This is a genomic window from Aromatoleum buckelii, from assembly GCF_012910785.2.
Lineage (GTDB): Bacteria > Pseudomonadota > Gammaproteobacteria > Burkholderiales > Rhodocyclaceae > Aromatoleum > Aromatoleum buckelii.
This window is the reverse complement of record NZ_WTVH02000010.1, coordinates 948,402-972,060: the sequence shown is the minus strand read 5'-3', so window position 1 is coordinate 972,060 and position 23,659 is coordinate 948,402. Positions and strand designations below refer to the sequence as shown.

The window sequence follows — 23,659 nt, the reverse complement described above, 5'->3', positions numbered from 1 at the left end:
AGGTCAAAATGCCCGTACCCGCCGACTCCGGCGCCGAATCGATCGTCAGCCGCGCCGCGCTGCGCGGCCACCCGCTTCACCCGATGCTGATCCACTTTCCGGTCGCCGCGCTCATCGGGCTCGTCGCGACCGATGTCGCGTGGCTCGTGAGCGGCGATCCGTTCTGGGCGCGCGCCGGCCTGTGGCTGGCCGGCGTGGGCGCGGGCGGCGGCTGGATCGCGAGCCTGCTCGGTGTCGCCGACCTGCTGCTGGTCGAGCGCATCCGCGAAAAGATCACTGCGTGGTGTCATGCCGTGATCGCCGTGATGATGCTTTCGCTGGCTTCGCTGAACTGGGCGATGCGCTACCGCGAAGGGGCCGAACAGCTCGCGGGGTGGGAACTCTACCTGTCGCTCCTGACAGCCGGCACGATCGGCCTCGCGGCTTATCTCGGCGGGCGGCTGGTCTACGAACATGCGGTCGGCGTCGAACTCGGTCATAGGGCGGCCATCGAGGACTCGACCGGGCTATAGCGGCTTGGCCAGCACCAGCCACAGCGTGACGCCGAGCAGGACCGTCAGCACGCTGCCGAGGATCGTGCAATGACGGCGAATCCTTCCTTCCGGGCGACGCTCGATTTTCAGGATCAGGACGCCGCACAATGCATGACCGATCACCAGCAGGCAGACGACCGAAAGCTTCAGGATCAGCCACGGTTCGAGCGCCGCGGCGCCGGGGAACAGCAAAGTGCCGGAAATGATCGCGAGGAGCGCCGCGGGCGATGAAACCAGCGTGAACATCAGCCTCATCAGATGAGTGTGGTGGCGGTAGAACATCGGCTGGTTGTGATGCGTGCCTGCAGCGATCATGGCGGGCATGTACAGCAGCGTGCCGCACCAGGCCAGCAGTGCCGCGAAGTGAAGCAGCTTGAGCAAGTGCATTCTGGCCTCCGTTCGACAGCGTCGCCACGGCCCGGGTGACTCCGTCCTGGGCCGAGAAGCAAAACGGGGGCCTATATGGTGTCGGGCAGCGTCCACAGACGCTCCCCAAGGGGTTGCTGTAAAAGTTTCAGCCGGAGCGGCGGAAAAATGCCCAGGCAGACAAAAAGCCGGATTACGCGTCCCGACGCCAAATCCTGAACGTTGCCGGTGCGGAAAATAATGCACACTAGTGCCGATTCCGACTGTGGCGTTCCGGATGGAAACGATTTAATGCACTTTATTACCGTCATCAGGCCATTCTGCATAATAGTTGATCGACCTGGCATGGACCACGTCTCCGGACCCTTGGCCCCGACCGCCGGACCCGGCCCTGCCCTGCCCCGTGCGCCCGCCCGGGACTGCGATCCCTCGGACAGGATGCGGGATCCGGGAGCGAGAGCGTGAGCAAACCGGAAAATGCCGAGGAGGGGCGCATGGATGGCATCGATGAACGGCCCTGCGCCGAAACCCAGTGGGAAGACGCTGCGCGCGACCCGTTGCTCCCGGACATGGCGGCGGTGATCGACGTGCTGCGGCGGCACTGCGCGGTGGATTTTTCGGACTACAAGACCGGCACGCTTTCGCGCCGCGTAAGCCGCCGCATGACGCTGACGGACTGCGACACGGTGTCCGCGTATCACGAGAAAATCGTCCGGGACGACGTCGAACGCAACGCGCTGTGCGACGATCTGCTGATCAACGTCACGGAGTTCTTCCGCGATGCGGCCGCATTCTCGCTGCTCGCCGATGAAGTGCTCCCGGACATGTTGCGCGGGCGCAATCCGTCCGACCCGTTGCGGCTGTGGTCGGCCGGATGCGCGAGCGGCGAGGAAGCCTACACGCTGGCCCTGCTCGCGCTCGACGCCGCAGGCCGCTTCGGCTTCACCGGCGACGTCAAGGTCTTCGCGACCGACATCCACCCGGGCGTGCTGAGCGACGCCTCGCAGGGAATTTTCCGCGACGACGCGGTGCGCGGGATCCCCGAAGCGCTGCTGCGGCGCTATTTCCAGCGCACGCACGAGGGCTGGCGCGTCGATGGCACGTTGCGGCGCCATGTCGTCTTTGCCCGCCACAACCTGCTGACCGATCCGCCCTTTACGCGCATCGACCTCGCGCTGTGCCGCAACTTGCTGATCTATCTGCAGAACGGATCGCAGCTGAAGGCGCTGGCGCAGCTTCACTTTGCACTCAAGCCGCAGGGCCTCCTGATGCTCGGCGCGAGCGAAACCGTCGGCGAACACGCGGCGCGCGCGTTCATGACGGTCGATCGCTCGAGCAAGCTTTACCGCAAGCAGGGAGCCGCGCTGCCCCGCTCGTGCAGCATTCTCGTTCCCCCGCTGTCGACGCTGCCCGACGTCCTTCCCGGGAATGGCGCAGGTACGCCGGAGGAGCTCGAAGCGGAGCTGCTCGCGACGCGCGAACGGCTGCACGAGATGATCGTCGAGCTCAAGAGCAGCCACGAACACATCGATCTCGCGAACGAGGAACTGACTGCGTCGAACGAGGAGTTGCAGAGCACCAACGAGGAATTGAAGTCGGTCAACGAAGACCTCTACATCCTCAACCGCGAACTCGAAGACCGCAATGCTGCGCTGGCAAACCTGAACCGCGACTACGACCACCTGCTCGCGAGCACGAAAATCGGCACCGTGTTTCTCGATGCCGGGCTGCGCGTGCGCCGCTTCAGCGCCGCCGTCGAAGACGTTCTCGCGTTGCGCGCCTCGGACGCAGGCCGTCCGCTCGCGGAGATCGCCTACCACGCCGGGGACGCGTCACGCTTCCTGGCCGATCTTCAGCACGTCGCAGCAACCGGCGAAGGCGCGGAGCGCGAGGTGGACGTCAGCGGCCGCTGGTACCTGGAACGCATGCTGCCGTTTTACGGCGAGGGCGGCGTGCGCGACGGCGTCGTGCTCACCTATACGGATATCAGCCGCGTCAAGACCGCACAGGCCGAAGTCGCCGTGCTCGCAGCCGAGCGCACGCGCCTGCAAGGGATTCTCGACGCGCTGCCCGACGGCGCGTACATCGTCGGCGCCGATCACGTCATCGAGTATTTCAACCCGGCGCTCGAACGCCAGTTCGGCGCACCGGCCGGACGCAAGTGCTTCGAATACCTCCATAGCCGCAGCGAAGCCTGTACGTGGTGCAACAACGATGCAGTGTTCGCGGGCGCGTCGGTGCAGGCGGAATGGACGGCGCCCAGCGGGCGCAGCTACGACCTGTTCGAGATGCCGTTCCGCAACCCCGACGGGACGCTCAGCAAGTTCGAGATTTTTCACGACATCACGCCCGTCAAGGAGAGCCGGCGCCAGCTCGCCGAGGCCACCATGCTGGCGCACGTCGGGTACTGGGAATGGCAGCTCCCCGCCGGCGTCCTTCACTGGGGGGAGCAAACCGACCGCCTCCTCGGCCACGCGCCGGGCGAGGTCACTCCCAGCGGCGCCACCTTCCTCGCTCACGTTCATCCGGACGACCGCGAGCGCGTCGCCGGCGACCTCGCGGGCGCGGTTCGGAACAATCGTTCCTATGTCAGCGAATTCCGCCTCATCCGCGCCGATGGCGCGCTGCGCATTGCGCGCGCGAACGGTCACCTGCAGTACGACCGGGAAGGCCGCGCGGTGCGCGTGTGCGGCGCGATCCAGGACATTACCGAGCTGCGCGCCACCGAAACCGCGCTGCGCAACAGCGAAGAACGATTTTCGATCGCGATGACGGCAGCACCGTTCGCAGTCGCGATCACGCGCGTCGAGGACGGATGCTTCATCGAAGTGAACGACAAGTACGAAATCCACTTCGGCTGGAAACGTGAAGAGCTCATCGGCAAGACTTCGGTCGAGGCCAACCTGTGGCCGGACCCCGAGAGCCGCCAGCGCTGGCTCGAAATGCTCCGGCAGCACGGTTCGGTGCTCGATTTCGAGACTGTCGGGTGCGACCGCAGCGGCGCGGTGCGCCAGGTCAGCCTGTCGTCCAAATACATCGACATCGACGGCGAGAAACACGTGCTCACGTTCGTGCACGACATCACCGACCGCAAGGAAGCCCAGGCGCGCATCGAATATCTCGCCCATCACGATGCGCTCACCGGATTGCCGAACCGCGTGCTGTTTCGCGACCGCTTCGCGCTGGCCACCGCGTGGGCGGAGCGCGCGCACGCAAAAGTCGCGCTGCTGTTCGTCGACCTCGATCATTTCAAGACCATCAACGACACCCTCGGCCATCCTGCCGGCGACGGGCTGCTGCAAGGGGTCGCTCTGCGGCTGCGCGAATGCCTGCGCGAGACCGACACCGTGAGTCGGCTCGGCGGCGACGAGTTCCTGATCGCGCTTACGGATGTCCGCCACCCACAGGCGATCAACAGCGCGACGGCGAAGATTTTCGACGCGCTGACCCGCCCCTTCGAACTCGAAGGCCATGAGCTGACGAACACGATGTCGATCGGCGTCGCAATCTGGCCCGACGACGGCAAGGATTTCGACACGCTGCTGAAGAACGCCGACACCGCGATGTACCAGGCCAAGCGTGCGGGCCGCAACACCTGGCGCTTCTACACCGAGCAGATGAACGCAGACGCCGTCGAACAGCTGCAGATCCGCACGGCATTGCACCGCGCGCTCGAAAACGACGAGTTCCTGCTGCATTACCAGCCGCAGATCAACCTCGCGAGCGGCCGTGTCGTCGGTGTCGAAGCCTTGCTGCGCTGGCACTGTGACAAGCGCGAACTGGTCCCGCCGGGCCGCTTCATCCCGGCAGCGGAAGACAGCGGCCTGATCGTCCCGATCGGCGACTGGGTGCTGCGCGAAGCGTGCATGCAGGCCGTGCGCTGGACGCAGCAGGGCCTGCCGGAGCTGACCGTCGCGGTCAACCTGTCGGCCGTGCAGTTCCAGCGCGGGGATCTCGAACGCAGCGTCGTGCAGGCGCTGTCGATGTCGGGCCTCGATCCGTCGCGACTAGAACTCGAACTGACCGAGTCGTTGCTGCTCGTCGACACGGAATCCGTCATCGAAACGCTGCGACGACTGAAATCGCTCGGCGTACGCCTGTCGATCGACGACTTCGGCACCGGCTATTCGAGCCTCGCGTACCTGAAGCGCTTCGCCGTCGACAAGCTCAAGATCGACCAGTCGTTCGTCCGCGACATCGCGACCGACCCGGACGATGCCGCGATCGTGCGCGCGATCGTCAGCATGGCCCGCACCCTCAAGCTGCAGGTTATCGCCGAAGGCGTCGAAAGCGAGGACATCGGCCGTTTCCTGTCCATTTTCAACTGCGACGAGGCGCAGGGATACCACTACGCGCGGCCGATGCCGGGCGACGCGCTGGCCGAATGGCTGGTGGCCAGCAGTCGCGGCTCGGGGGGGCCGCGATAAAAAACGTCGCGATTGCCGGCCGGAAGATTGTGATTCGATGGGGAGCCGCCCGCGAAAACACGGCGAGCACGAGGAAGCGGATGAATCTTTATGACCGCCTGACGCTGGACATCGAACAGCGCATCCGCGAGGGCGTGCTGCGTGCCGGCGAGCGGCTGCCGTCGGTGCGCCAGGCGTGCCGATCCCAGCACTTGAGCGCTTCGACGGTGCTGAAAGCCTATTACCAGCTCGAGAGCCGCGGGCTGATCGAGGCGCGGCCGAAGTCGGGGTATTACGTGCGGCCGCGCCTGCGCCAGCCGCTGCCCGAGCCGCAGGTCACGCGCCCGGTCAGCCGGTCCACGGAGTTGAACGTCAGCGACTTCATTTTCGAGATCCTCGAGTCAGTCAAGGACCCGACGGTCGTGCCGTTCGGATCGAGCTTTACGAGCCCTCACCTGTACCCGCTGGCGAAGCTCGGCCGCTATCTCGCCGCTGCCGCGCGCCACCTGGACCCGCTGTCGACGGTCACCGACCTGCCGCCCGGCAACGAGGAACTGCTGCGCCAGATCTCGCTGCGCTACCTGACCGGCGGCGTCGCCGTGCCACCGGGCGAGATCGTCATCACTTCGGGCGCGATGGAGGCGCTGAACCTGTGCCTGCAGGCGGTCACGCGTCCCGGCGACCTCATCGCGGTCGAGTCGCCGACCTTCTATGCCGGCCTGCAGGCGATCGAGCGGCTCGGGCTGCGGGTCGTCGAGATCCCGACCCACCCGCGCGAAGGCGTCAGCCTCACCGGGCTCGCCGACGCGCTGCGCCAGCACCCGGTCAAAGCCTGCCTGCTGATGCTGAACTTCCAGAATCCGCTGGGCGCGCTGGTGCCGAACGACAACCGCCGCGCGCTGGTCGAACTGCTGCGGCGGCACGACGTGCCGCTGATCGAGGACGACACCTATGCGGAACTGTACTTCGGCAAGCAGGCACCACTCGCGGCGAAATCGCTCGATACGAGCGGACTCGTGCTGCACGTGTCGAGTTTCTCGAAATGCCTCGCGCCCGGCTACCGCGTCGGCTGGGTCGCTGCCGGCCGGTTCGCGCAGAAGATCCAGCGGCTGAAAATCTCGACGAGTCTCGCAACGACGATTCCGGTACAGATCGCGCTCGCCGATTTCCTGCGGCACGGCGCATTCGATACCCACCTGCGCCGGCTGCGCTCGGTACTCGAAGTACAGGAAGCGGCGATGGCCGCGGCGATCGAGCGTCATTTTCCGGACGACATACGCTTTGCACGGCCCCGCGGTGGCTATCTGGTATGGGTCGAACTGCCACCCCGGCTCGATGCGCTCGCGCTGCACCGGACCGCGCTCGCTGGCGGCATCAGCATCGCGCCCGGACCGATCTTCTCGGCCAAACGCGAGTATCGCAACTGCATCCGCCTGAACTTCGGCCATCCGTGGTCCGCCCGGTTCGACAGCGCGATGGCGACCCTCGGCGGAATGATCGCCGATCAGCTCTGAGTTCGGCGTCGCACTGCGACGGAGTCCGGCTGCGCCTCGCTGTCCTCCGCCGGGAGCCGTGGATAACGGACGTAATCGACGAGATCCTGGATCTCCTGCGACGGCGGGCGGGTCAGCAGGCTCACCAGCACGATCGTCGCGAAGCCGAGCGGCACACCGAACACGCCGGCCGAGATCGGGTTGATGTCGAACCAGGCCTGTGCCATCGAACCGCCGAAGAACGGATGGGTGCGCACCGCGTAGTACAGCGTGACGACGAGCCCGGCCAGCATGCCGGCAACCGCTCCGGGGCGGTTCGCCCGCTTCCAGAAGATTCCCAGCACCAGCGCGGGAAAGAACGCGGCGGCGGCAATCGAGAACGCGAGGCCGACCATGAACAGGATGTTGTCGGGGCGCATCGATGCGACCCACGCCGCAATCACCGCGACGACGAGCAGCTGGGATTTCGCGATCACGAGCCGGCGCTGCGTGGAGGCGCGCGGATTGACGACCTTGTAATAGAAATCGTGCGACAACGCGTTCGAGATCGTCAGCAGCAGCCCGTCCGCAGTTGACAGCGCGGCCGCGAGTCCGCCCGCCGCGACCAGCCCCGACACGACGTACGGCAGGCCGGCGATCTCCGGCGTCGCGAGCAGGATCACGTCGGTGTTGAGCCGCAGTTCGGCCAGCTGCAGGATGCCGTCGCCATTGATGTCCTCGATCGCGACCATCCCGACCTTGCCCCACGAGGCCACCCAGTTCGGCAGCAGCGAAAGACTCGATCCGATGATGTTGTTGTACACCTCCCACTTCGCGAACACCGCGTAGGCCGGCGCCGTGACGTACAGCAGGAAGATGAAGAACAGCGACCAGAACACCGAGCGCCGCGCCTCCACGACTCCCGGCGTGGTGTAGTAGCGCACGAGCACGTGCGGCAAGGCAGCGGTGCCGATCATCAGCACGAACACCAGCGCGAGGAAGTTGTTGCGCGCGACGCGCTTTTGCACCGGCGTGTCGCCGGGGTGGGCTTCGGCGTGGCGGGGCGGCGGCCGCGACCGCGCGGCGGCCTCGACGCGCGCCTGCTCCCACGTCGCCCGCGCCTGGTCGGGCGTCTTCGGCAGATCGCGCAGCGCCCGTTCGGCGTGCGCGATTTCGCGCGCCGCGGCATTGTCGATGCGCAGCCGGTTCAGGCGTTCGATCAGCGAGCGCCGTTCTTCCTCGAGCGAATCCGGCAGCGCGGCGATCTTCGCCTCGTAATCCGCCGCGCGCTGGCCGAAGCGTTCGCGCACCTCGATTTCGCGCGGCTCGACGAACAGCTCGGTCTCCTTGGCGGAAAGCCGGTCGAGCACGCTGCCATATACTGCCGGGGGAACCGGCACGCCGGTGACCTTGTACGACAGGATCACCACCGGCACGAGGTAGGCGACGATGAGGATCACGTACTGGGCGACCTGCGTCCATGTCACGGCGCGCATGCCGCCGAGGAACGAACAGACGAGGATGCCCGCGAGGCCGACGAACAGGCCGATCTCGAACTCGACGCTGACGAAGCGGCTGGTGATCAGGCCCACGCCGTAGATCTGCGCGACGAGATAGACGAAGCTCGCGAGCACCGTCGCGACGAGACCGACGATGCGCGCGACATTGCCTTCGTAGCGTGCGCCGAGGAAGTCGGGAATCGTGTATTGGCCGAACTTGCGCAGGTAGGGCGCGAGCAGCAGCGCGACGAGAACGAAGCCGCCCGTCCAGCCGGTGACGAACGCGAGGCCTTCGAAGCCGGAAAAGTACAGCGTGCCGGCCAGGCCGATGTAGGACGCCGCGCTCATCCAGTCGGCGGCGGTGGCCATGCCGTTGAAGACCGCCGGAACGCGCCGGCCGGCAACGTAATACTCCGACACGTCGGAGGTGCGGCTCATGACACCGATGCCGGCATAGATCGCGATCGTCGCGAACAGGAACACGTGCCCGATGACGCCCGGCGACATGCCGAACTGTTCGCCGATCGCGAGCAGCCCGACGAACGCGAGGAAGCTGCCGGTGTACCAGCCGTAATAGCGCCGCAGGCGGCGGCCAAAGGCGGACTGCGTGGTCAAGGGCGCACCGCTTCAGTCCATTGACGGGCCTGCAACCCGCACACCGTAACCCCAGCCACCCGTTCGGGTTTCAATATTTGACCCTCGCGTAATACGATTTTTCAGCCGCCCGGCGCGCCTCGCCGAGCGTGTGGATGCCTTTTTCGGCGAGCAGCGGGATCAGCTTCAGCAGCACTTCGGCGGTCACGATGGCGTCGCCGAGCGCGGTGTGCCGACCGACGATCGTCAGATTGAGGCGCTCCGCGATCGCCTCGAGGCGGTGCGAATCCTGGTTCGGATGGACCACCGCCGACAGCAGCAGCGTGTCGAGCACCGGCTGGTCGAAGCGCAGGCCCGTCATGGTCTCCTTGAGCTGCAGGAAGCGCATGTCGAACGCCGCGTTGTGCGCGATCAGCACTGTGTCCTGCGCGAACGCGTGGAATGCCGGCAGCACCCTGGCGATCGGCGGCTGCCCGGCGAGCATGTCGGGGGTGATGCCGTGGATCTTGACCGACTCCGGCGACAGCCCACGCCCCGGGTCGATCAGCTGCTCGAAGGATTCCTGGCGCAGCAGCTTGCCGTTGACGATGCGCGTCGCGCCGATTTGGATGATCTCGTCGCCTTTCGACGGGTCGAGCCCGGTCGTTTCGGTGTCGAAGACGGTGTAGGTCAGTTCGCTGAGCAGGCGATCCTCGAGCGCGTGTGATTTTTCCGACCATTTGAAGAGGTCGAAATCGTAGTATTCCGGCCGCGCCTCGCCGTGAAGGAACGCCGCTGGATCGAGTTCCTCCTGCGGCAGCGCGGCCGGCAGCACGATGCGGAAGAACGCGCGGTGGCGCACCTTCTCGCGCTCCAGCCACATCTCGCCGTCATTGCGCTCGATGACGTCGCGCACGGTGAGCGGGCTGCTTTCGTCGGCGAAGCGCATCGGCTCGAGTTCCCAGCTCATCACCGTCTCGGTGCTCATCGCCTGCCCCGACCAGATCAGGTCGAGGTGCACCAGGCGCTCCGCCCCGCTCAGCCGGAAACGCACTTCGCGTATCTCGAACTCGTCGGACAGCCGGCTCGCGAGGTAAGTCAGCGCCTGCAGCAGCGAGAAGCTATCGACTTTCACCCACAGCGACTCGTCGACCTCCTCGAGCTTGGCCGGCACCTTCAGCACCTTGACGATGCGCCGCTGCGCCGCGGCGACGAGGTCCGCGCCCAGCATCTCCTCGAGCGGCCAGCGCGCCTTCAGCGCATCGGCGAACTCGTTCGCGGTTTCGTCGAGACGCCGGCTCATCGCGCGGACCTCGTCGCGAATGACCTTGCGAAACCGCTCCTGCAGCTCGCTCTGCAGATCGGGGTAGTCGAGCATTTCCGCCGCTGCCCGCACGTTCGCCAGCGCCGCCCGGTTGCCCTCGGTCAGCGTGTGCAGCATCTGGTCGCGGCGGGATTCGTTCTCGAAATTGCGCGTGATGTCGTCGAGCATCAGGATGAACCCGGTCATGCTGCGCTCGGCGACGCCCTCTTGCGCCACCGACAGCACCGGCGCCATCTGCGCCCGCAGCAGGTGGCCGGCACGCGTCGTGGTGACGAACTTCGCCACCGGCTGCACGTTGCTGCGCTGCAGCCGATGCTGGATGCTCTCGAGCGCGTGGCTGATCAGGTTGCGGTCGAACACGCCGTAGATCGAACGCCCGAGCCCGATCAGCTCGCCGCCGTTCGCCACCGTCGGGGCCTGCGACAGCGAGCGGAACTGCGTGCGCGCACGGTTGTTGTAGAGCAGGATGCGTCCGTCGAGGTTGCAGACGAGCACGCTTTGCGTCAGCTCGGACATCAGCGCGGCGAGGCGATTCTTCTCTTCCTCGAGCGACTCCTTCGCTCGCGCGATCTGCGCCTCGACGTCCTGCAGCAGCGCGTCGCGCTGTTCGGCCAGGGCGTTGACGTAGCGCGCCAGCGCCCTCACTTCCGGCGGCCCGTCCTCCTTGACGCGGAACTCGCGATTCGCGCCGAGCATCAGGTTGAGGTTCTCCCCCATCGTCAGAAGGCCCTGCACGTAGCGCCGAAAAAGGTTGCGCAGCACGGCGATGCCCATGACGAATCCCATCAGGGTCATCAGCGCCCCCAGCGGCAGGTGCGGTGCGATCACGTCGATCAGCAGTTCCCTGCTGCCTTCCCTCGTCTCCAGCCAGACCAGCAGTGCGGTGACGACGAACGGGCCGGTCATCAGCAACGCCAGGACGATCACCGCCAGCAGGAAACGCCTGCGTGCCGTCATCCGTCAGCCCGCCGCGAGCATGCTGCGCACGCGTTCCACCAACTCCTTCGTCGAGAACGGCTTGGTCATGTAGGCGTCGGCCCCCAGCGCCAGCCCCTTGGCAACCTCAGCGTCGCGCCCTTTTGCCGTCAGCATCAGGATGCGCACCGACTGCAGGTCGGGATCGGCCTTGATTTCCTGGCACACCTCGAACCCGCTTTTCTTCGGCATCATCACGTCGAGCAGCACCAAGTCGGGCAACTCGGCGCGAATTCGCGCGACGGCCTCCTCGCCATCGGTGGCGATCGAAACCTCATATCCTTCGCGCTTCATCAGGAATTCGAGCGAAATGACGATGTTCTGTTCGTCGTCGGCGATCAGTATCTTTTTGGCCATGCTTCTCCCTCTCTCCCGCGTATTCTATGTCATTGCACGACAGCCACCGCGTCGGGATGGGGAGCGTGCAGCGGCAGCACGAACGTAAATACCGTGCCCCGCCCCGGCGACGATTCCACCCATAGCCGCCCGCCGAAATGCTCGACGATCTGACGGCTGATGGGCAGCCCGAGGCCGGTGCCCTGCGGCCGCGAACGCTCGTCTCCACCCTGCCGGAACTTCTCGAATATCACGCCGTGCAGCTCCGGCGGGATGCCCGGCCCGTTGTCCGACACCTCGACGCGCACCTGCCCGGCTTCGGACGTCAGCGCGACGCGGATGCGGCCCGCCCCCTGCGGCACGAACTTCGCCGCGTTCGACAGCAGGTTCAGCATCACCTGCACCAGCCGGTCGTGGTCCGCCTTCAGGTGCGGCGCTTCGTCCGGCAGCACCAGCTCGACCGTTGCGCCGCGGTCGCGGAACAGCTGGGCCGTGGTGTCGACGGCCTGCTCGACGAGGGCGCGCATGTCGATGTCGCTGTTGTGCCACTCCGCATGGCCGGACTCGATCTTCGCCAGGTCGAGCACCTGGTTCACGAGGCGCGTGAGGCGCTCGGTTTCGGACACGATGATGCCGAGAAATCGCATCCGGTCCGGGACGGCGATGTCGGGATCGTCGAGCAGCATTTCGGAGAATGCGCGGATCGACGTCAGCGGCGTGCGCAGTTCATGCGACACCGACGACATGAAGTCGTCCTTGAGCCGGTCGAGTTCCTTCAGCCGCTCGTTGGCCGCCCGCAGTTCGGCAGTGGCCGCTTCGAGCGCCCGCGACTTCTCCTCGAGTTCGTGCGAGTACGCGCGCACCTGCGAGGCCTCGTCGAGGATGTCCATCACTTCGTCGAGTCCCAGCGGCTCCTCCTGCACGACCGACGCCACCATGACGCGCGCGGACGCGCTGCCGATCGCACCGGCGAGTTGCGTCTCGGCGAACTGCACGAGCCCGGCATCGGGCTGGATCTGTGGGATGCCGCTGAACCCGCGCTGGCGGGCGTAGTCGGTGAAAGCGCGCTCCGCTCGGGCGGTGCCGAGAAAGCGCGCCACCAGCGGCAGGAGATCCCGCACCTGCGCGCTGCCGCGCCAGAACATCGCCGGGGACGTGCGGCCGCGCCGGAAGACATCGACGAAAAGCGTCGCCTGGCTCGCCTCCTGCCCGGTCGGCGCGCGCAGCAGCGAGACGAAAAGATAGCAGGCGATGTTTGCCGCGAGGCTCCAGAACAGTGCATGGCTGATGTTGTCGAGCCCCTGCAGTCCGAACAACTGCTCGGGCCTGAGGAGCGCGATGCCGAACAGGCCGTGTTCGAGGAACGTCGGATCGAGCCACCCGGATTTCGCCACCGACGGCAGCATCAGCGTATAGGCCCAGACGACGAAACCGGCGAGCAGTCCGGCCAGTGCTCCTTCGCGCGTGCCGCCGCGCCAGTACATTCCACCGAGCATCACGGGGGCGAACTGCGCGACCGCGGCGAAGCTGATCAAGCCGATGCTGACCAGCGCATAGGCTTCGCCGGCGAGGCGGAAATACAGATAACCGAGCAGCAGCACCGCCAGGATCGCGCCGCGCCGGATTCCCAGCAGCAGGCCGGTAAGATCGCCGTGCGCCGTACGGTTGAAGCTGCGGCTGCGCAGCACGAGCGGCATCACGAGATCGTTGCATACCATCGTCGACACCGCGATCGTCTCGACGATGACCATTCCGGTCGCGGCGGACAGTCCGCCGACAAACGCGAGCAGCGCCAGCGCGCTGTGACCATGGGCGAGCGGCAGCGACAGCACGAAAGTGTCGGGGTCGACCATGCCGCGACCGAAAAACAGCAGCCCGCCGAGCGCGATCGGCAGCACGAAGATGTTGATCAGGAACAGATACGTCGGGAACAGCCAGGTCGCGCGGCGCAGGTGCTGTTCGTTCACGTTTTCGACCACCATGACCTGGAACTGCCGCGGCAGGAAAATCACCGACAGCATCGCCAGCAGGGTCAGCGTGAACCAGCCGCCATAGCCGGCGCCGCTGGCGCTTTCGACGGTGAGGAGCCCGGCGAGCTCGGGGTGGGCGAATGCGCGCGTGAAGAGATCGCCGAAACCGTCGTACATGCCGTACGTGACGAACACGCCGAGGACCAGAAACGCGAGCAGCTTGACGACCGATTCGAACGCGATCGCCGCGACCATGCCTTCGTGCCGCTCGGTCGCATCGAGGTGGCGCGCGCCGAACAGGACGGTGAACACCGCAAGCGTCAGCGCGACGTACAGCGTGCTGTCGCCGACCCAGCTGCCGCGGGCGAGCGCAAGGAACTGCCCGTCGCGCTCCCCGGTGAGCACTGCGTAGCCGCTCGAAATCGCCTTCAGCTGCAGCGCGATGTACGGGACCATCCCGACCACCGCGATGATCGTGACCAGCCCGCCGAGCAGATGGCTCTTGCCGTAGCGGCTGGCGATGAAGTCGGCGATCGACGTGATGCGGTAGGTTTTGGCGATGCGGATCATCTTCAGCATCACGATCCACGACACGGTCATCGCCAGCGTCGGGCCGAGATAGATCGGCAGGAACCACACGCCGCCGGAAGCCGCGCGACCGACGCTGCCGAAATAGGTCCACGCCGTGCAATACACTCCGAGCGATAGCGCGTAGGTCCACGGATTCGAGATCACCGAGCGCCCCTGCTCCGCGCGGCGATCAGCGAAATAGGCGACGGCGAAAAGGAGCAGCAGGTAGGCGAACGAGACAGCGACGACGACAGTGCCGGTGAGCATGCGGCCGATCCTCAGCGTGCGCCACGCTCGACGATCCACGCGACTGCGACCAGCAGCAGCGCCCAGATGCCGAACAGGAAAACCCACAGCGTCGGCAGGCCGAGAAAAGGCTCCGGCCGGTCGAACAGTGAAAGCACCGGATAGTTGAACAGCAGCACGCCGGTCAGGAAAACCGCCACCAGCCGCTGTCCGGCAAGACCCTTGCGCATCAGGGACTCCTCATGATGACGACGGCCCCCGGATTATAGCGACACGCGGAATTCGCCCTTCGCCGCCGGCGCCCGGAGGCTGCAAAAAAAAAAGCGCGCTTTCGCGCGCCTTCTCCTCGTCCCCCCAGGTCAGCCAGAGCGGCTGCCTCATTGTTCTGGTCGGAGCCGGCTCTCTGCGGGCCCGTGCCCCGCAAGGGGTTCAGCTCAGCGGCTGGCCAAGCTGATCCAGAATCGCCGGATTCTCGAGGGTCGACGTGTCCTGGGTGATCTCCTCCCCCTTCGCCAGCTGACGCAGCAGCCGGCGCATGATCTTGCCCGAACGGGTCTTTGGCAGGTTCTCGCCGAAACGGATGTCCTTGGGCTTGGCGATCGGGCCGATCTCGTGGCCGACCCAGTTCTGCAGTTCCTTGATGATCGCCTTCGCCTCTTCGCCGCTCGGGCGCGCGCCCTTCAGCACGACGAACGCGACGATCGCCTCGCCGGTCAGGTCGTCCGGACGGCCGACGACTGCCGCTTCCGCAACTTTTTCGTGCGCAACCAGCGCGGACTCGATCTCCATCGTGCCCATGCGGTGGCCGGAGACGTTCAGCACGTCGTCGATGCGGCCGGTGATCGTGAAGTAGCCGGTGTCCTTGTCGCGGATCGCGCCGTCGCCGGCGAGATACAGCTTGCCCTTGAAGTCGTCCGGGTAATACGACTTCTTGAAACGCTCCGGATCGCCCCATATGGTGCGGATCATCGACGGCCACGGACGCTTGACGACGAGGATGCCGCCCTGCCCGTTCGGCACTTCGGTGCCGGTCTCATCGACGACCGCGCACTGGATGCCCGGGAACGGCAACGTGCACGAACCCGGCACCAGCGGCGTCGCACCCGGCATCGGCGTGATCATGTGCGCGCCGGTCTCGGTCTGCCAGAAAGTATCGACAATCGGGCAGCGCCCGCCGCCGACGTTCTCGTGGTACCACTCCCAGGCGGCCGGGTTGATCGGCTCGCCGACCGAGCCGAGGATGCGCAGGCTCGACAGGTCGTATTTCTTCGGATGCACGTCGGGGTTGTTGTCCGCGGCCTTGATCAGCGAACGGATCGCGGTCGGGGCGGTGTAGAACACCGTGACCTTGTGGTCCTGGATCATCTTCCAGAAACGCCCGGCGTCCGGGTAGGTCGGCACCCCTTCGAACACGATCTCGGTCGTGCCGCAGGCGAGCGGGCCGTAGGTGATGAAGGTGTGACCGGTGACCCAGCCGATGTCGGCGGTGCACCAGAAGACGTCGTCCGGCTTGATGTCGAAGGTGTACTTCATCGACATGATCGCGTGCAGCAGATAGCCGCCGGTCGAGTGCTGGACACCTTTCGGCTTGCCGGTCGAACCCGACGTGTAGAGCAGGAACAGCGGATGCTCGGCATCGACCCATTCCGGCTCGCAAGTGTCCGACTGGTTCGCGCAGACGTCGTGGAACCACTGGTCGCGGCCCGCTTCCATCGCCGTTTGCGCACCGGTGCGCTTGACGACGATGACGTTGCGGATCGATTCGCAGCCGCCGAGCGACAGCGCTTCGTCGGCGATCGGCTTGAGCGGCAGCGCCTTGCCGCCGCGGTGCTGACCGTCGGACGTGATCAGCGCGACGGCGCCGGCGTCGTTGATGCGGTCACGCAGCGCCTGCGCCGAGAAGCCGCCGAACACGATCGAGTGGGTCGCGCCTATCCGGGCGCACGCCTGCATCGCGACGACGCCTTCGATCGACATCGGCAGGTAGATGACGACGCGGTCGCCCTTCTTGACCCCCATGCCGCGCAGCGCGTTCGCGAACCTGCTGACGCGGGCGAGAAGATCCTTGTAGGTGACGCGGGTGACTTCGCCGTTGTCGGCTTCGAAAATGATCGCGACCTTGTCGCCGAGACCGTTATTGACGTTGCGGTCGAGGCAGTTGTAGGAGACGTTCAGCTGGCCGTCGGCGAACCACTTGAAGAACGGCGCATTGCTCTCGTCGAGGACCTGGGTGAAAGGCTTCTTCCACTCGATCAGTTCGCGGGCGTTGCGCGCCCAGAATCCTTCGTAGTCGTCTTCCGCTTCCTTGCACAACGCAAGATAGGCTTCCATGCCGGAAACCGCGGCGTTCTTGACCATCTCTTCCGAAGGCTTGTAGATGCGCGTCTGGGTCTGCTGCTCGTTCGACATATTCACCTCTCCTCAACTGTTCTGAATGGTTGAAGCTGCCCTGTTGCGGGGGCGGCCGGTGGGTTCCAGCCTGTATTGTCGTTCGCGGAAGGCTCCGCGATCTGCTGCGCATTTAAGAGCAGCTATCTTACACAGGACTTACACGCCCTGCGGAGGCCGCGAATCCGGTCTCTTCCTGCACTGCAGCACGCATCCGGCCCCGGGCTGATAGAATTGCGGCCCCTTGCCCCGCCACCTTGGAGACGCATCATGACCGTGATTCGCGAAGAAGACCTCATTCAGTCCGTCGCGGATGCCTTTCAGTTCATCAGCTATTACCACCCTCTCGACTTCATCGAGGCGCTCGGCGAGGCCTGGAAGCACGAGGAGAACCCGGCGGCGAAGGACGCCATCGCGCAGATCCTGACGAACTCGCGCATGTGTGCCGAAGGCCACCGCCCGATCTGCCAGGACACCGGCATCGCGGTCGTCTTCCTCAAGGTCGGCATGAACGTGCAGTGGGACGCGACGATGAGCGTCCAGGAGATGGTCAACGAAGGGGTGCGCCGTGCGTACACCAACACCGACAACAAGCTGCGCGCCTCGGTGCTGCTCGACCCGGCCGGCAAGCGCCAGAACAGCAAGGACAACACCCCTGCAGTCGTCCATTACGAGATCGTCCCAGGGGACCACGTCGAGGTCACCTGTGCGGCCAAGGGCGGCGGCTCCGAGAACAAGACCAAGTTCTACGCGCTCAACCCGTCCGATTCGATCGTCGACTGGGTGCTCAAGACCGTGCCGACGATGGGCGCCGGCTGGTGTCCGCCGGGCATCCTCGGCATCGGCATCGGCGGCACGCCGGAGAAGGCGATGCTGCTCGCGAAGGAATCCTTGATGGCGCCGGTCGACATCCACGAGCTGCGCGCGAAAGCCGCGTCCGGCGCCCAGCTTTCGCGCGTCGAGGAACTGCGCCTCGAGCTGATGGACAAGGTCAATGCGCTCGGCATCGGCGCGCAGGGTCTCGGCGGCCTCACGACCGTGCTCGACGTCAAGATCCTCGACTACCCGACGCATGCCGCGAGCCTGCCGGTGGCGATGATCCCGAACTGTGCGGCGACCCGCCACGTGCATTTCGAGCTCGACGGCTCGGGCCCGGCGAAGCTCGAGGCACCGAAGCTCGAGGACTGGCCGGACGTCACGTGGCAGGCCGACACCAAGGTCGCCACGCGCGTCAATCTCGACACCCTGACGAAGGAAGAAGTCGCGTCGTGGAAGCCCGGCCAAGTGCTGCTCCTGAACGGCAAGATGTTGACGGGCCGCGACGCCGCACACAAGCGCATCGCCGACATGCTCGCGAAAGGCGAGAAACTGCCCGTCGACTTCACGAACCGCGTCATCTACTACGTCGGCCCGGTCGACCCGGTGCGCGACGAAGTCGTCGGCCCGGCCGGCCCGACCACCGCGACGCGCATGGACAAGTTCACTCGCATGATGCTTGAGCAGACGGGCCTGATCTCGATGGTCGGCAAGGCCGAGCGCGGCCGGGCGGCGATCGACGCGATCCGCGACAACAAGTCGGCCTACCTGATGGCGGTCGGCGGTGCGGCCTACCTCGTCGCGAAAGCGATCAAGACCGCCAAGGTCGTCGGCTTCGCCGATCTGGGCATGGAAGCGATCTACGAGTTCGACGTGCAGGACATGCCCGTGACCGTCGCCGTCGATTCGACCGGCACCAGCGTGCATGAGACCGGTCCGAAGACGTGGCAGGCGAAGATCGGAAAGATCCCGGTCGCGACCGCCTGATCGTCACCGCGACGCCTCCATCCTGAAAGGCCCGCCGGGGAAATCCGGCGGGCCTTTTTCGTTTTGCCTGCGGGTTCCCCGCGGCCTCCCAACATGCTGAAACAAAGCTGGAGCCCAAAGCGCTTGACCGCCCTAGCGTGGATTCCCTACGCTTCGTTTGCGTGGGAATTTTTCCCACTTATTATCTCAACCCGGAGATCAGGATGAAATACAAATGGCTCGCCGCGCCGCTGTGCGCGACCTCGGCGCTTTTCCTCGCGCTCAACAGCCCCTCGGTCACCGCCGCGGTCGCAGAAGTGACCACAACGATTTCAGCTCCCGCCGACGACGCCCCGTCCCGCGACGCGCAGGATGATCTCGACACCATCGCAGGGGAGGTGACCGACGTTCCCGATGACGAGGCTGATGCACCGGATGACGTGACTGACGCTCCCGAGGACGTGGCCGACATTCCCGATGACGTGATTGACCCCCCGGATGACGTTGCCGATTTGCCGGACGACGAGCCCGACGATGTTCCATCCGATGGCGGCACAATGAATCGTGGCGCCGCGCCGGTGCAGACGACCGAGACCACGGCGAATGACGACGGCACGACGACCGTGACGCGGACGCGCACGCTCGATGCCACCGGCAATGCACCGGCCCGCATGCGCACGAGCACGATGACCTTCTCGGCAGACGGGAAGCTCTTGGAGCAGAGCCGCAGCGACATACGCACCAGCGCCGACGGCGTCGCCGTGCGCGAAAAGACCTCGAGCTTGGAATTCGTCGACGGCCAACCCGCGCGCACGCGCACCGATATCAAGCGCGACGCATCGGGCGAGATCCTGCGCAGTCGCGAGCGCGTCGACCGGATCGAGCGTCCGGGCAAACCGGAGCGCGCCGAGAAGGTCGAACGTGCCGAGAAGGTCGAACGTGCCGAGAAGGTCGAGCGCCCGGAGAAGGTCGAGCGCCCGGAGAAGGTCGAGCGCCCGGAGAAAGTCGAGCGTCCCGAGAAAGTCGAACGCCCCGAAAAGGTCGAGCGTCCTGAGAAGGTCGAACGTCCCGAAAAGGTCGAGCGTCCCGAAAAGGTCGAGCGCCCCGAAAAGGTCGAGCGCCCCGAGAAGGTCGAGCGCCCCGAGAAGGTCGAGCGTCCCGAAAAGGTCGAGCGTCCCGAAAAGCTCGAACGTCCCGAGCGCGGCGGGCGAGGCTGACGCATAGCGCAACAATTCGGCAGATTGCAGCCGCCTCGCCGTGGAACTTCACGCGGGGCGGCGATAGTATGATGGACTGCTGGAGAAAATCTGCCCAATGCATCCGCCCACCCCACCCGCGTCCCTGCTGCATGCGCTGCGTCGCGTGATGCGCCCGCTGGTGCGCCTGATGCTCAGGAAGGCCGTGACCTACACCTATTTCTCCGACATGCTCAAAGGCATCTTCGTCGAAATCGCCGCGGCCGAATTCCGACTCGACGACAAAGCGCCGAGCGACAGCCGCATCAGCCTGATCACGGGCGTGCATCGCAAGGACGTGCGGCGACTGCGCGAAGCGGCGCCCGAATCGGACGCTCACCTACCCGAAGCGCTGTCCCTCGGCGCGCATCTCGTCAGCATCTGGATGAGCCGACCGCCGTTCTGCGAGCACCCTGGCCGCCCGATGCCGCTGCCGCGGCTCGCGAGCACTGGTGGCGAGTGCTCGTTCGACGCGCTGGTCGCCCAAGCGAGCAAGGACATCCGCGCACGCGTCGTGCTCGACGAGTGGCTGCGCCTGGGCATCGCCTGCCTCGACGAACAGGACCGGGTCCATCTTCAGACGACCGCTTTTGTCCCGCAAAAGGGCTTCGACGAGAAAGCCGCGTATTTCAGCCATAACGTCCATGACCACGCCTGCGCTGCGGTCCATAACCTTACGACCGACGCCCGGCCGTTCTTCGAACGCAGCGTGCATTACGACACGTTGTCGCCGGCGAGCGTCGAGACGCTGCGTGATGCAGTCGCAGCCGAAGGCATGCAGGCACTGATGGACTTCAACGCGCTCGCCGCAAAGCTCGAAGCGGGCGACCGGGCAGCAGCGGTCGAATCGCCGCAGCGGATCACGATCGGCCTGTATTTCTATACCGAGCCGGGCGCGGATTCAGCCCCTGTAGAGAGGGAACCCCGATGAGGCTGCGCCCACCTCGATCGGCTGCGCTTTCTGCCTTGGCCAGGAGGTGCGTACTCGGGCTCGGGCTCGGCTTATGCGCACCGCTGGCGCTCGCGGCCGCGCAGGTATGCGTCGACCCCGGCGGCACGGGCGGAACCGGCGACACGCTTCGCGATCATGGCATCGGCGGCACGGGCGCCCCGGCACGCGATCCGGGCGGGATCGGCGGGACGGGGGCGGTCGCGAATGAAGGCGGCGCCGGCGGGACCGGCATTGTCGGCATGATCACCGGCTTCGCGTCGGTGTGCGTCAACGGCGTCGAGGTGCATTACGACAATGACATCGAACTTGCCGAGAACGGCGTGCGGGCCGATATCGAACGCCTGGCGATTGGGCAGGTTGTCGCGATCGAGGCCGGCCTGTCGTCGCGCGGCCTCGAGGCACGCAACATCGCCATCCTGCACGCCTACGAAGGACCGCTGACCGCGCTCCCGGCAGGTCCGGCGCCGCTGCGCGTCATGGACCAGCCCGTACTCATCGCGCCCGACGCCCATGTCGCCGAAGGACTGCAGCCGGGCGAGCCGGTTCGCGTCAGTGGACTGCGCAACGCCCGCGGCGACGTCCTCGCGACCCGCATCGAACGCGCCCCTGCCCTGACGACGGCGAGCGCGATCGGGACGCTCGTGCGCAGCTCGCTGCAAGGCCTGCCGCTCGTCGGCGCCCACCCGGCGCTGCCGGCTTCGTCGACGAAAGTCCTCCTTGTGCGCGGCCGCTGGAGCGCCGCCGGATTCGATGTCACCAGCGTCCGCATCGATCCGGACATCCCATTCGCAGGGCGCGTGCGCAATGCGCTCGTCGAAGGCCTCGTTCAGGCTCGCGACGGCAAGCGGGTCACGCTGGGGGACTTCTCGGTAACGCTGGATGCCGATACCCAATTCGACGGCGGCGACCCAGCTGAACTCGGAAGTGACCGCCGCGTCCGCATCAGCGGCACGTTCAGCGGCGCCCGGGAGGTGAAGGCCGGGCGCGTCGAGTTCGTCCGCGAACGTCCGGACGGCCGACGGGACGGCACCGGCACGTCGAGGGGCGACGGGGCGGACGATGCGTCTGGACAGGGCGGCGAAAAACGGCAGCAGAACGAATCCGGCACCGGGAACACAGAAAACGGCCTCGACGCGACCGGCGGGCCGCAGCGCGGAGCGAATGAAAACCGTCCGCAAGACCGGATGGAGCGTCCCGACCGCAACGAAAAGGCAGACAAACCGGATCGTGTGGAGCGTCCGGACAAGCTGGACCGCCCGGAAAAGCTGGAGCGTCCGGAGAAGGTGGAACGACCCGAAAAAATCGAACGCCCTGAAAAAATCGAACGTCCGGAAAAAATCGAGCGCCCTGAAAAAATCGAGCGCCCTGAAAAAGTCGAGCGCCCGGAAAAAGTCGAGCGCCCGGAAAAACTCGAGCGCCCGGAAAAAGTCGAGCGCCCGGAAAAAGTCCAACGCCCGGAAAAAGTCGAACGCCCCAAGCGCGGCGACCTCGACGACCAGAACGATTTCGCATCCAAACAGGCCCGGAGAATTTCATGAGAATTGCTCGAATGCTGCCGATGACGCTGCTGGCGGCCTTCGCCCTGCCGGTCTGTGCCGGCGAACTGACGACCTCGATAGGAATGGATTATTCGAGCGGCGACTACGGCACCGACAGCACAAGCGAAACCTGGTACGTTCCCGTGGTCGGGAAATACGAGAGCGGACCGCTCGCGCTGAAACTGACGATCCCGTACCTGCGCATTACCGACCCGGCAGTCGGCCCCGAGGGCGAACCGCTGCCGGGAGGTTGCCGTGAGACCGAGAGCGGGCTCGGCGACATCGTCGGCAGCGCGGGCTACGCGCTGCTCGACGGCAGCCAGGAGCACGGCGTGCTGCTCGACGTCATTGGCAAGGTGAAGCTGCCGACCGCGGATGAAGACAAATGCCTCGGCACCGGCGAGACGGACTACTCGCTACAGTTCGACGCCGCGAAATCCTTCGGCGCCGTAACCGGTTTCGGCACACTCGGCTGGAAGAAATTCGGCGACCCGTCGGACAGGAACTTTCGCAACCCGGTCTTCGCCTCGCTCGGCCTCGCGACGAAGCTCGCGCCCGCCACGACGATCGGCGCCGTATATGACTGGCGCGAGAAGGTCACGTCGAATGGCGACGAGATCAGCGAAGTCGCGCTGTTCGCGAGCCAGAAGCTCGACGAGGCCTGGAAACTGCAGTTGTACGCGGTCAAAGGGTTCTCGGATGCGAGCCCCGACTGGGGTGGCGGCCTCGTCGTCAGCCGCGCCTACTGAGCGACTTCCGCCTGGCATCGACCACCGCACCCGGAATTGCTGGAAGGGGAACTTTCAGCAATTCCGGGAGCATGGGGAGTTGACAGCGGCGAAAAACTTCCTGCCATTTCGCGGCTTTTCGCCTAAAACCATTGAATCGACAGGGAAATACACTAGCCCTTCGGAGGAGGCCAGTTTGTTGTAACTTGATTCAAATCATGGAGCCCCCTTCCCCCTCTGCTCAGAATGCGGCTAACCTTCGGGTTATCCATCAACCAAGCGGACGCATGACAAAACAATGAGGGGAAAACCATGAGCGGCACCTTCACAAAGGCGATGGCTCGCAACATCTTCTACGGCGGGACAGTGTTCTTCTTCCTGCTTCTGGTGGCGCTGACCGTCGACACGACGACCAACCTCCATAAGTCGGACAACAGCGCGAACCTGACGCCTCAGGTGGTAGCGGGCAAACACATCTGGGAAACGCGCAACTGCATTGGCTGCCACACCCTGCTGGGTGAAGGTGCGTACTTTGCACCGGAGCTTGGGAACGTCTACCCGCGTCGCGGGCCGGAGTTCATCAAGGCGTGGATCCAGTCCCAGCCGACCGGCGCGCCTGGCCGCCGGCAGATGCCGCAGTTCCATCTCACCGACCAGGAACTGGACGATCTGGTCGCCTTCCTGAAGTACACCTCCGAAATCGACGCCCAGAAATGGCCTCCCAACATCGAGGGCTGAGCGCAGCGAATCGAAAACCTCAAGGGGA

At 65.6% G+C, this 23,659-nt stretch carries 16 protein-coding genes; 9 read left to right on the top strand and 7 right to left on the bottom strand.

The genetic code is table 11. The annotated features are described in order from the left end of the window. Positions 1 to 8 precede the first annotated feature (8 nt). Positions 9 to 512: a DUF2231 domain-containing protein gene (locus tag GO608_RS15255; protein WP_169198145.1), complete on the top strand. Its 504-nt coding sequence runs from the start codon at positions 9 to 11 to the stop codon at positions 510 to 512. Here GO608_RS15255 and GO608_RS15250 read toward each other — a convergent pair. Next, complete coding sequence (locus GO608_RS15250) at positions 507 to 920, bottom strand: CopD family protein (RefSeq protein ID WP_169198146.1); 414 nt, start codon at positions 918 to 920, stop codon at positions 507 to 509. The two genes, GO608_RS15255 and GO608_RS15250, sit on opposite strands and share 6 nt — an antisense overlap. A 440-nt stretch (positions 921 to 1,360) precedes the next feature. Here GO608_RS15250 and GO608_RS15245 point away from each other — a divergent pair, with 440 nt between their 5' ends. Both GO608_RS15245 and GO608_RS15240 read left to right on the top strand, forming a co-directional pair. Continuing rightward, positions 1,361 to 5,326, top strand: coding sequence for an EAL domain-containing protein (locus GO608_RS15245; RefSeq protein ID WP_169198147.1), 3,966 nt, complete (start codon positions 1,361 to 1,363; stop codon positions 5,324 to 5,326). 80 nt (positions 5,327 to 5,406) lie between these two features. After that, complete coding sequence (locus tag GO608_RS15240) at positions 5,407 to 6,819, top strand: aminotransferase-like domain-containing protein (RefSeq protein ID WP_169198148.1); 1,413 nt, start codon at positions 5,407 to 5,409, stop codon at positions 6,817 to 6,819. Here GO608_RS15240 and GO608_RS15235 read toward each other — a convergent pair. The 6 genes from GO608_RS15235 to acs all read right to left on the bottom strand — a co-directional run bounded on the left by GO608_RS15235 (position 6,810) and on the right by acs (position 16,679). Continuing rightward, positions 6,810 to 8,891, bottom strand: a complete 2,082-nt coding sequence (locus GO608_RS15235; RefSeq protein ID WP_169198149.1) for a sodium:solute symporter family protein — start codon at positions 8,889 to 8,891, stop codon at positions 6,810 to 6,812. The genes GO608_RS15240 and GO608_RS15235 overlap by 10 nt on opposite strands. Positions 8,892 to 8,961: 70 nt before the next feature. Then, the gene (locus tag GO608_RS15230; protein WP_169198150.1) at positions 8,962 to 11,130 is read right to left on the bottom strand and encodes a 3'-5' exonuclease; all 2,169 of its coding nucleotides are present in this window, start codon (positions 11,128 to 11,130) and stop codon (positions 8,962 to 8,964) included. Positions 11,131 to 11,133: 3 nt separating this feature from the next. Further along, entirely contained in the window at positions 11,134 to 11,505 is a 372-nt protein-coding gene (locus GO608_RS15225; protein WP_169198151.1) for a response regulator transcription factor, read from the bottom strand. A 29-nt stretch (positions 11,506 to 11,534) separates the two neighbouring features. Then, positions 11,535 to 14,291 (bottom strand): sensor histidine kinase, encoded by a 2,757-nt coding sequence (locus tag GO608_RS15220; protein WP_169198152.1) that lies wholly within the window; start codon positions 14,289 to 14,291, stop codon positions 11,535 to 11,537. Positions 14,292 to 14,302: 11 nt separating this feature from the next. Beyond that, positions 14,303 to 14,500 (bottom strand): hypothetical protein, encoded by a 198-nt coding sequence (locus GO608_RS15215; RefSeq protein WP_169198153.1) that lies wholly within the window; start codon positions 14,498 to 14,500, stop codon positions 14,303 to 14,305. Positions 14,501 to 14,699: 199 nt separating this feature from the next. After that, positions 14,700 to 16,679: an acetate--CoA ligase gene (gene acs, locus GO608_RS15210; RefSeq protein ID WP_169198154.1), complete on the bottom strand. Its 1,980-nt coding sequence runs from the start codon at positions 16,677 to 16,679 to the stop codon at positions 14,700 to 14,702. 249 nt (positions 16,680 to 16,928) lie between these two features. Here acs and GO608_RS15205 point away from each other — a divergent pair, with 249 nt between their 5' ends. The 6 genes from GO608_RS15205 (at position 16,929) to GO608_RS15180 (ending at position 23,631) form a co-directional block, all read left to right on the top strand. Next, a complete protein-coding gene (locus GO608_RS15205) occupies positions 16,929 to 18,461 on the top strand; it encodes a fumarate hydratase (protein WP_169198155.1) in 1,533 nt (510 codons plus the stop codon). A gap of 203 nt (positions 18,462 to 18,664) precedes the next feature. Next, on the top strand, positions 18,665 to 19,657 hold the full coding sequence (locus tag GO608_RS15200; RefSeq protein WP_169198156.1) for a hypothetical protein: 993 nt from the start codon (positions 18,665 to 18,667) through the stop codon (positions 19,655 to 19,657). A gap of 97 nt (positions 19,658 to 19,754) precedes the next feature. Continuing rightward, positions 19,755 to 20,606, top strand: a complete 852-nt coding sequence (locus GO608_RS15195) for a DUF6502 family protein (RefSeq protein ID WP_169198157.1) — start codon at positions 19,755 to 19,757, stop codon at positions 20,604 to 20,606. Beyond that, positions 20,603 to 22,165 (top strand): DUF5666 domain-containing protein, encoded by a 1,563-nt coding sequence (locus GO608_RS15190; protein ID WP_169198158.1) that lies wholly within the window; start codon positions 20,603 to 20,605, stop codon positions 22,163 to 22,165. Before GO608_RS15195 ends, GO608_RS15190 begins: the two co-directional genes overlap by 4 nt. Continuing rightward, the gene (locus GO608_RS15185; protein WP_169198159.1) at positions 22,162 to 22,914 is read left to right on the top strand and encodes a hypothetical protein; all 753 of its coding nucleotides are present in this window, start codon (positions 22,162 to 22,164) and stop codon (positions 22,912 to 22,914) included. Before GO608_RS15190 ends, GO608_RS15185 begins: the two co-directional genes overlap by 4 nt. A 291-nt stretch (positions 22,915 to 23,205) precedes the next feature. Then, positions 23,206 to 23,631: a c-type cytochrome gene (locus GO608_RS15180; protein ID WP_169198160.1), complete on the top strand. Its 426-nt coding sequence runs from the start codon at positions 23,206 to 23,208 to the stop codon at positions 23,629 to 23,631. Positions 23,632 to 23,659: the final 28 nt, after the last annotated feature.

Coding starts and splice junctions, on each gene's coding strand:
- acs (WP_169198154.1), bottom strand. CDS start 16,679: ATGTCGAACGAGCAGCAGACCCAGACGCGCATCTACAAGCCTTCGGAA.
- GO608_RS15225 (WP_169198151.1), bottom strand. CDS start 11,505: ATGGCCAAAAAGATACTGATCGCCGACGACGAACAGAACATCGTCATT.
- GO608_RS15215 (WP_169198153.1), bottom strand. CDS start 14,500: ATGCGCAAGGGTCTTGCCGGACAGCGGCTGGTGGCGGTTTTCCTGACC.
- GO608_RS15180 (WP_169198160.1), top strand. CDS start 23,206: ATGAGCGGCACCTTCACAAAGGCGATGGCTCGCAACATCTTCTACGGC.
- GO608_RS15250 (WP_169198146.1), bottom strand. CDS start 920: ATGCACTTGCTCAAGCTGCTTCACTTCGCGGCACTGCTGGCCTGGTGC.
- GO608_RS15200 (WP_169198156.1), top strand. CDS start 18,665: ATGAAATACAAATGGCTCGCCGCGCCGCTGTGCGCGACCTCGGCGCTT.
- GO608_RS15195 (WP_169198157.1), top strand. CDS start 19,755: ATGCATCCGCCCACCCCACCCGCGTCCCTGCTGCATGCGCTGCGTCGC.
- GO608_RS15255 (WP_169198145.1), top strand. CDS start 9: ATGCCCGTACCCGCCGACTCCGGCGCCGAATCGATCGTCAGCCGCGCC.
- GO608_RS15190 (WP_169198158.1), top strand. CDS start 20,603: ATGAGGCTGCGCCCACCTCGATCGGCTGCGCTTTCTGCCTTGGCCAGG.
- GO608_RS15220 (WP_169198152.1), bottom strand. CDS start 14,291: ATGCTCACCGGCACTGTCGTCGTCGCTGTCTCGTTCGCCTACCTGCTG.
- GO608_RS15240 (WP_169198148.1), top strand. CDS start 5,407: ATGAATCTTTATGACCGCCTGACGCTGGACATCGAACAGCGCATCCGC.
- GO608_RS15230 (WP_169198150.1), bottom strand. CDS start 11,130: ATGACGGCACGCAGGCGTTTCCTGCTGGCGGTGATCGTCCTGGCGTTG.
- GO608_RS15205 (WP_169198155.1), top strand. CDS start 16,929: ATGACCGTGATTCGCGAAGAAGACCTCATTCAGTCCGTCGCGGATGCC.
- GO608_RS15185 (WP_169198159.1), top strand. CDS start 22,162: ATGAGAATTGCTCGAATGCTGCCGATGACGCTGCTGGCGGCCTTCGCC.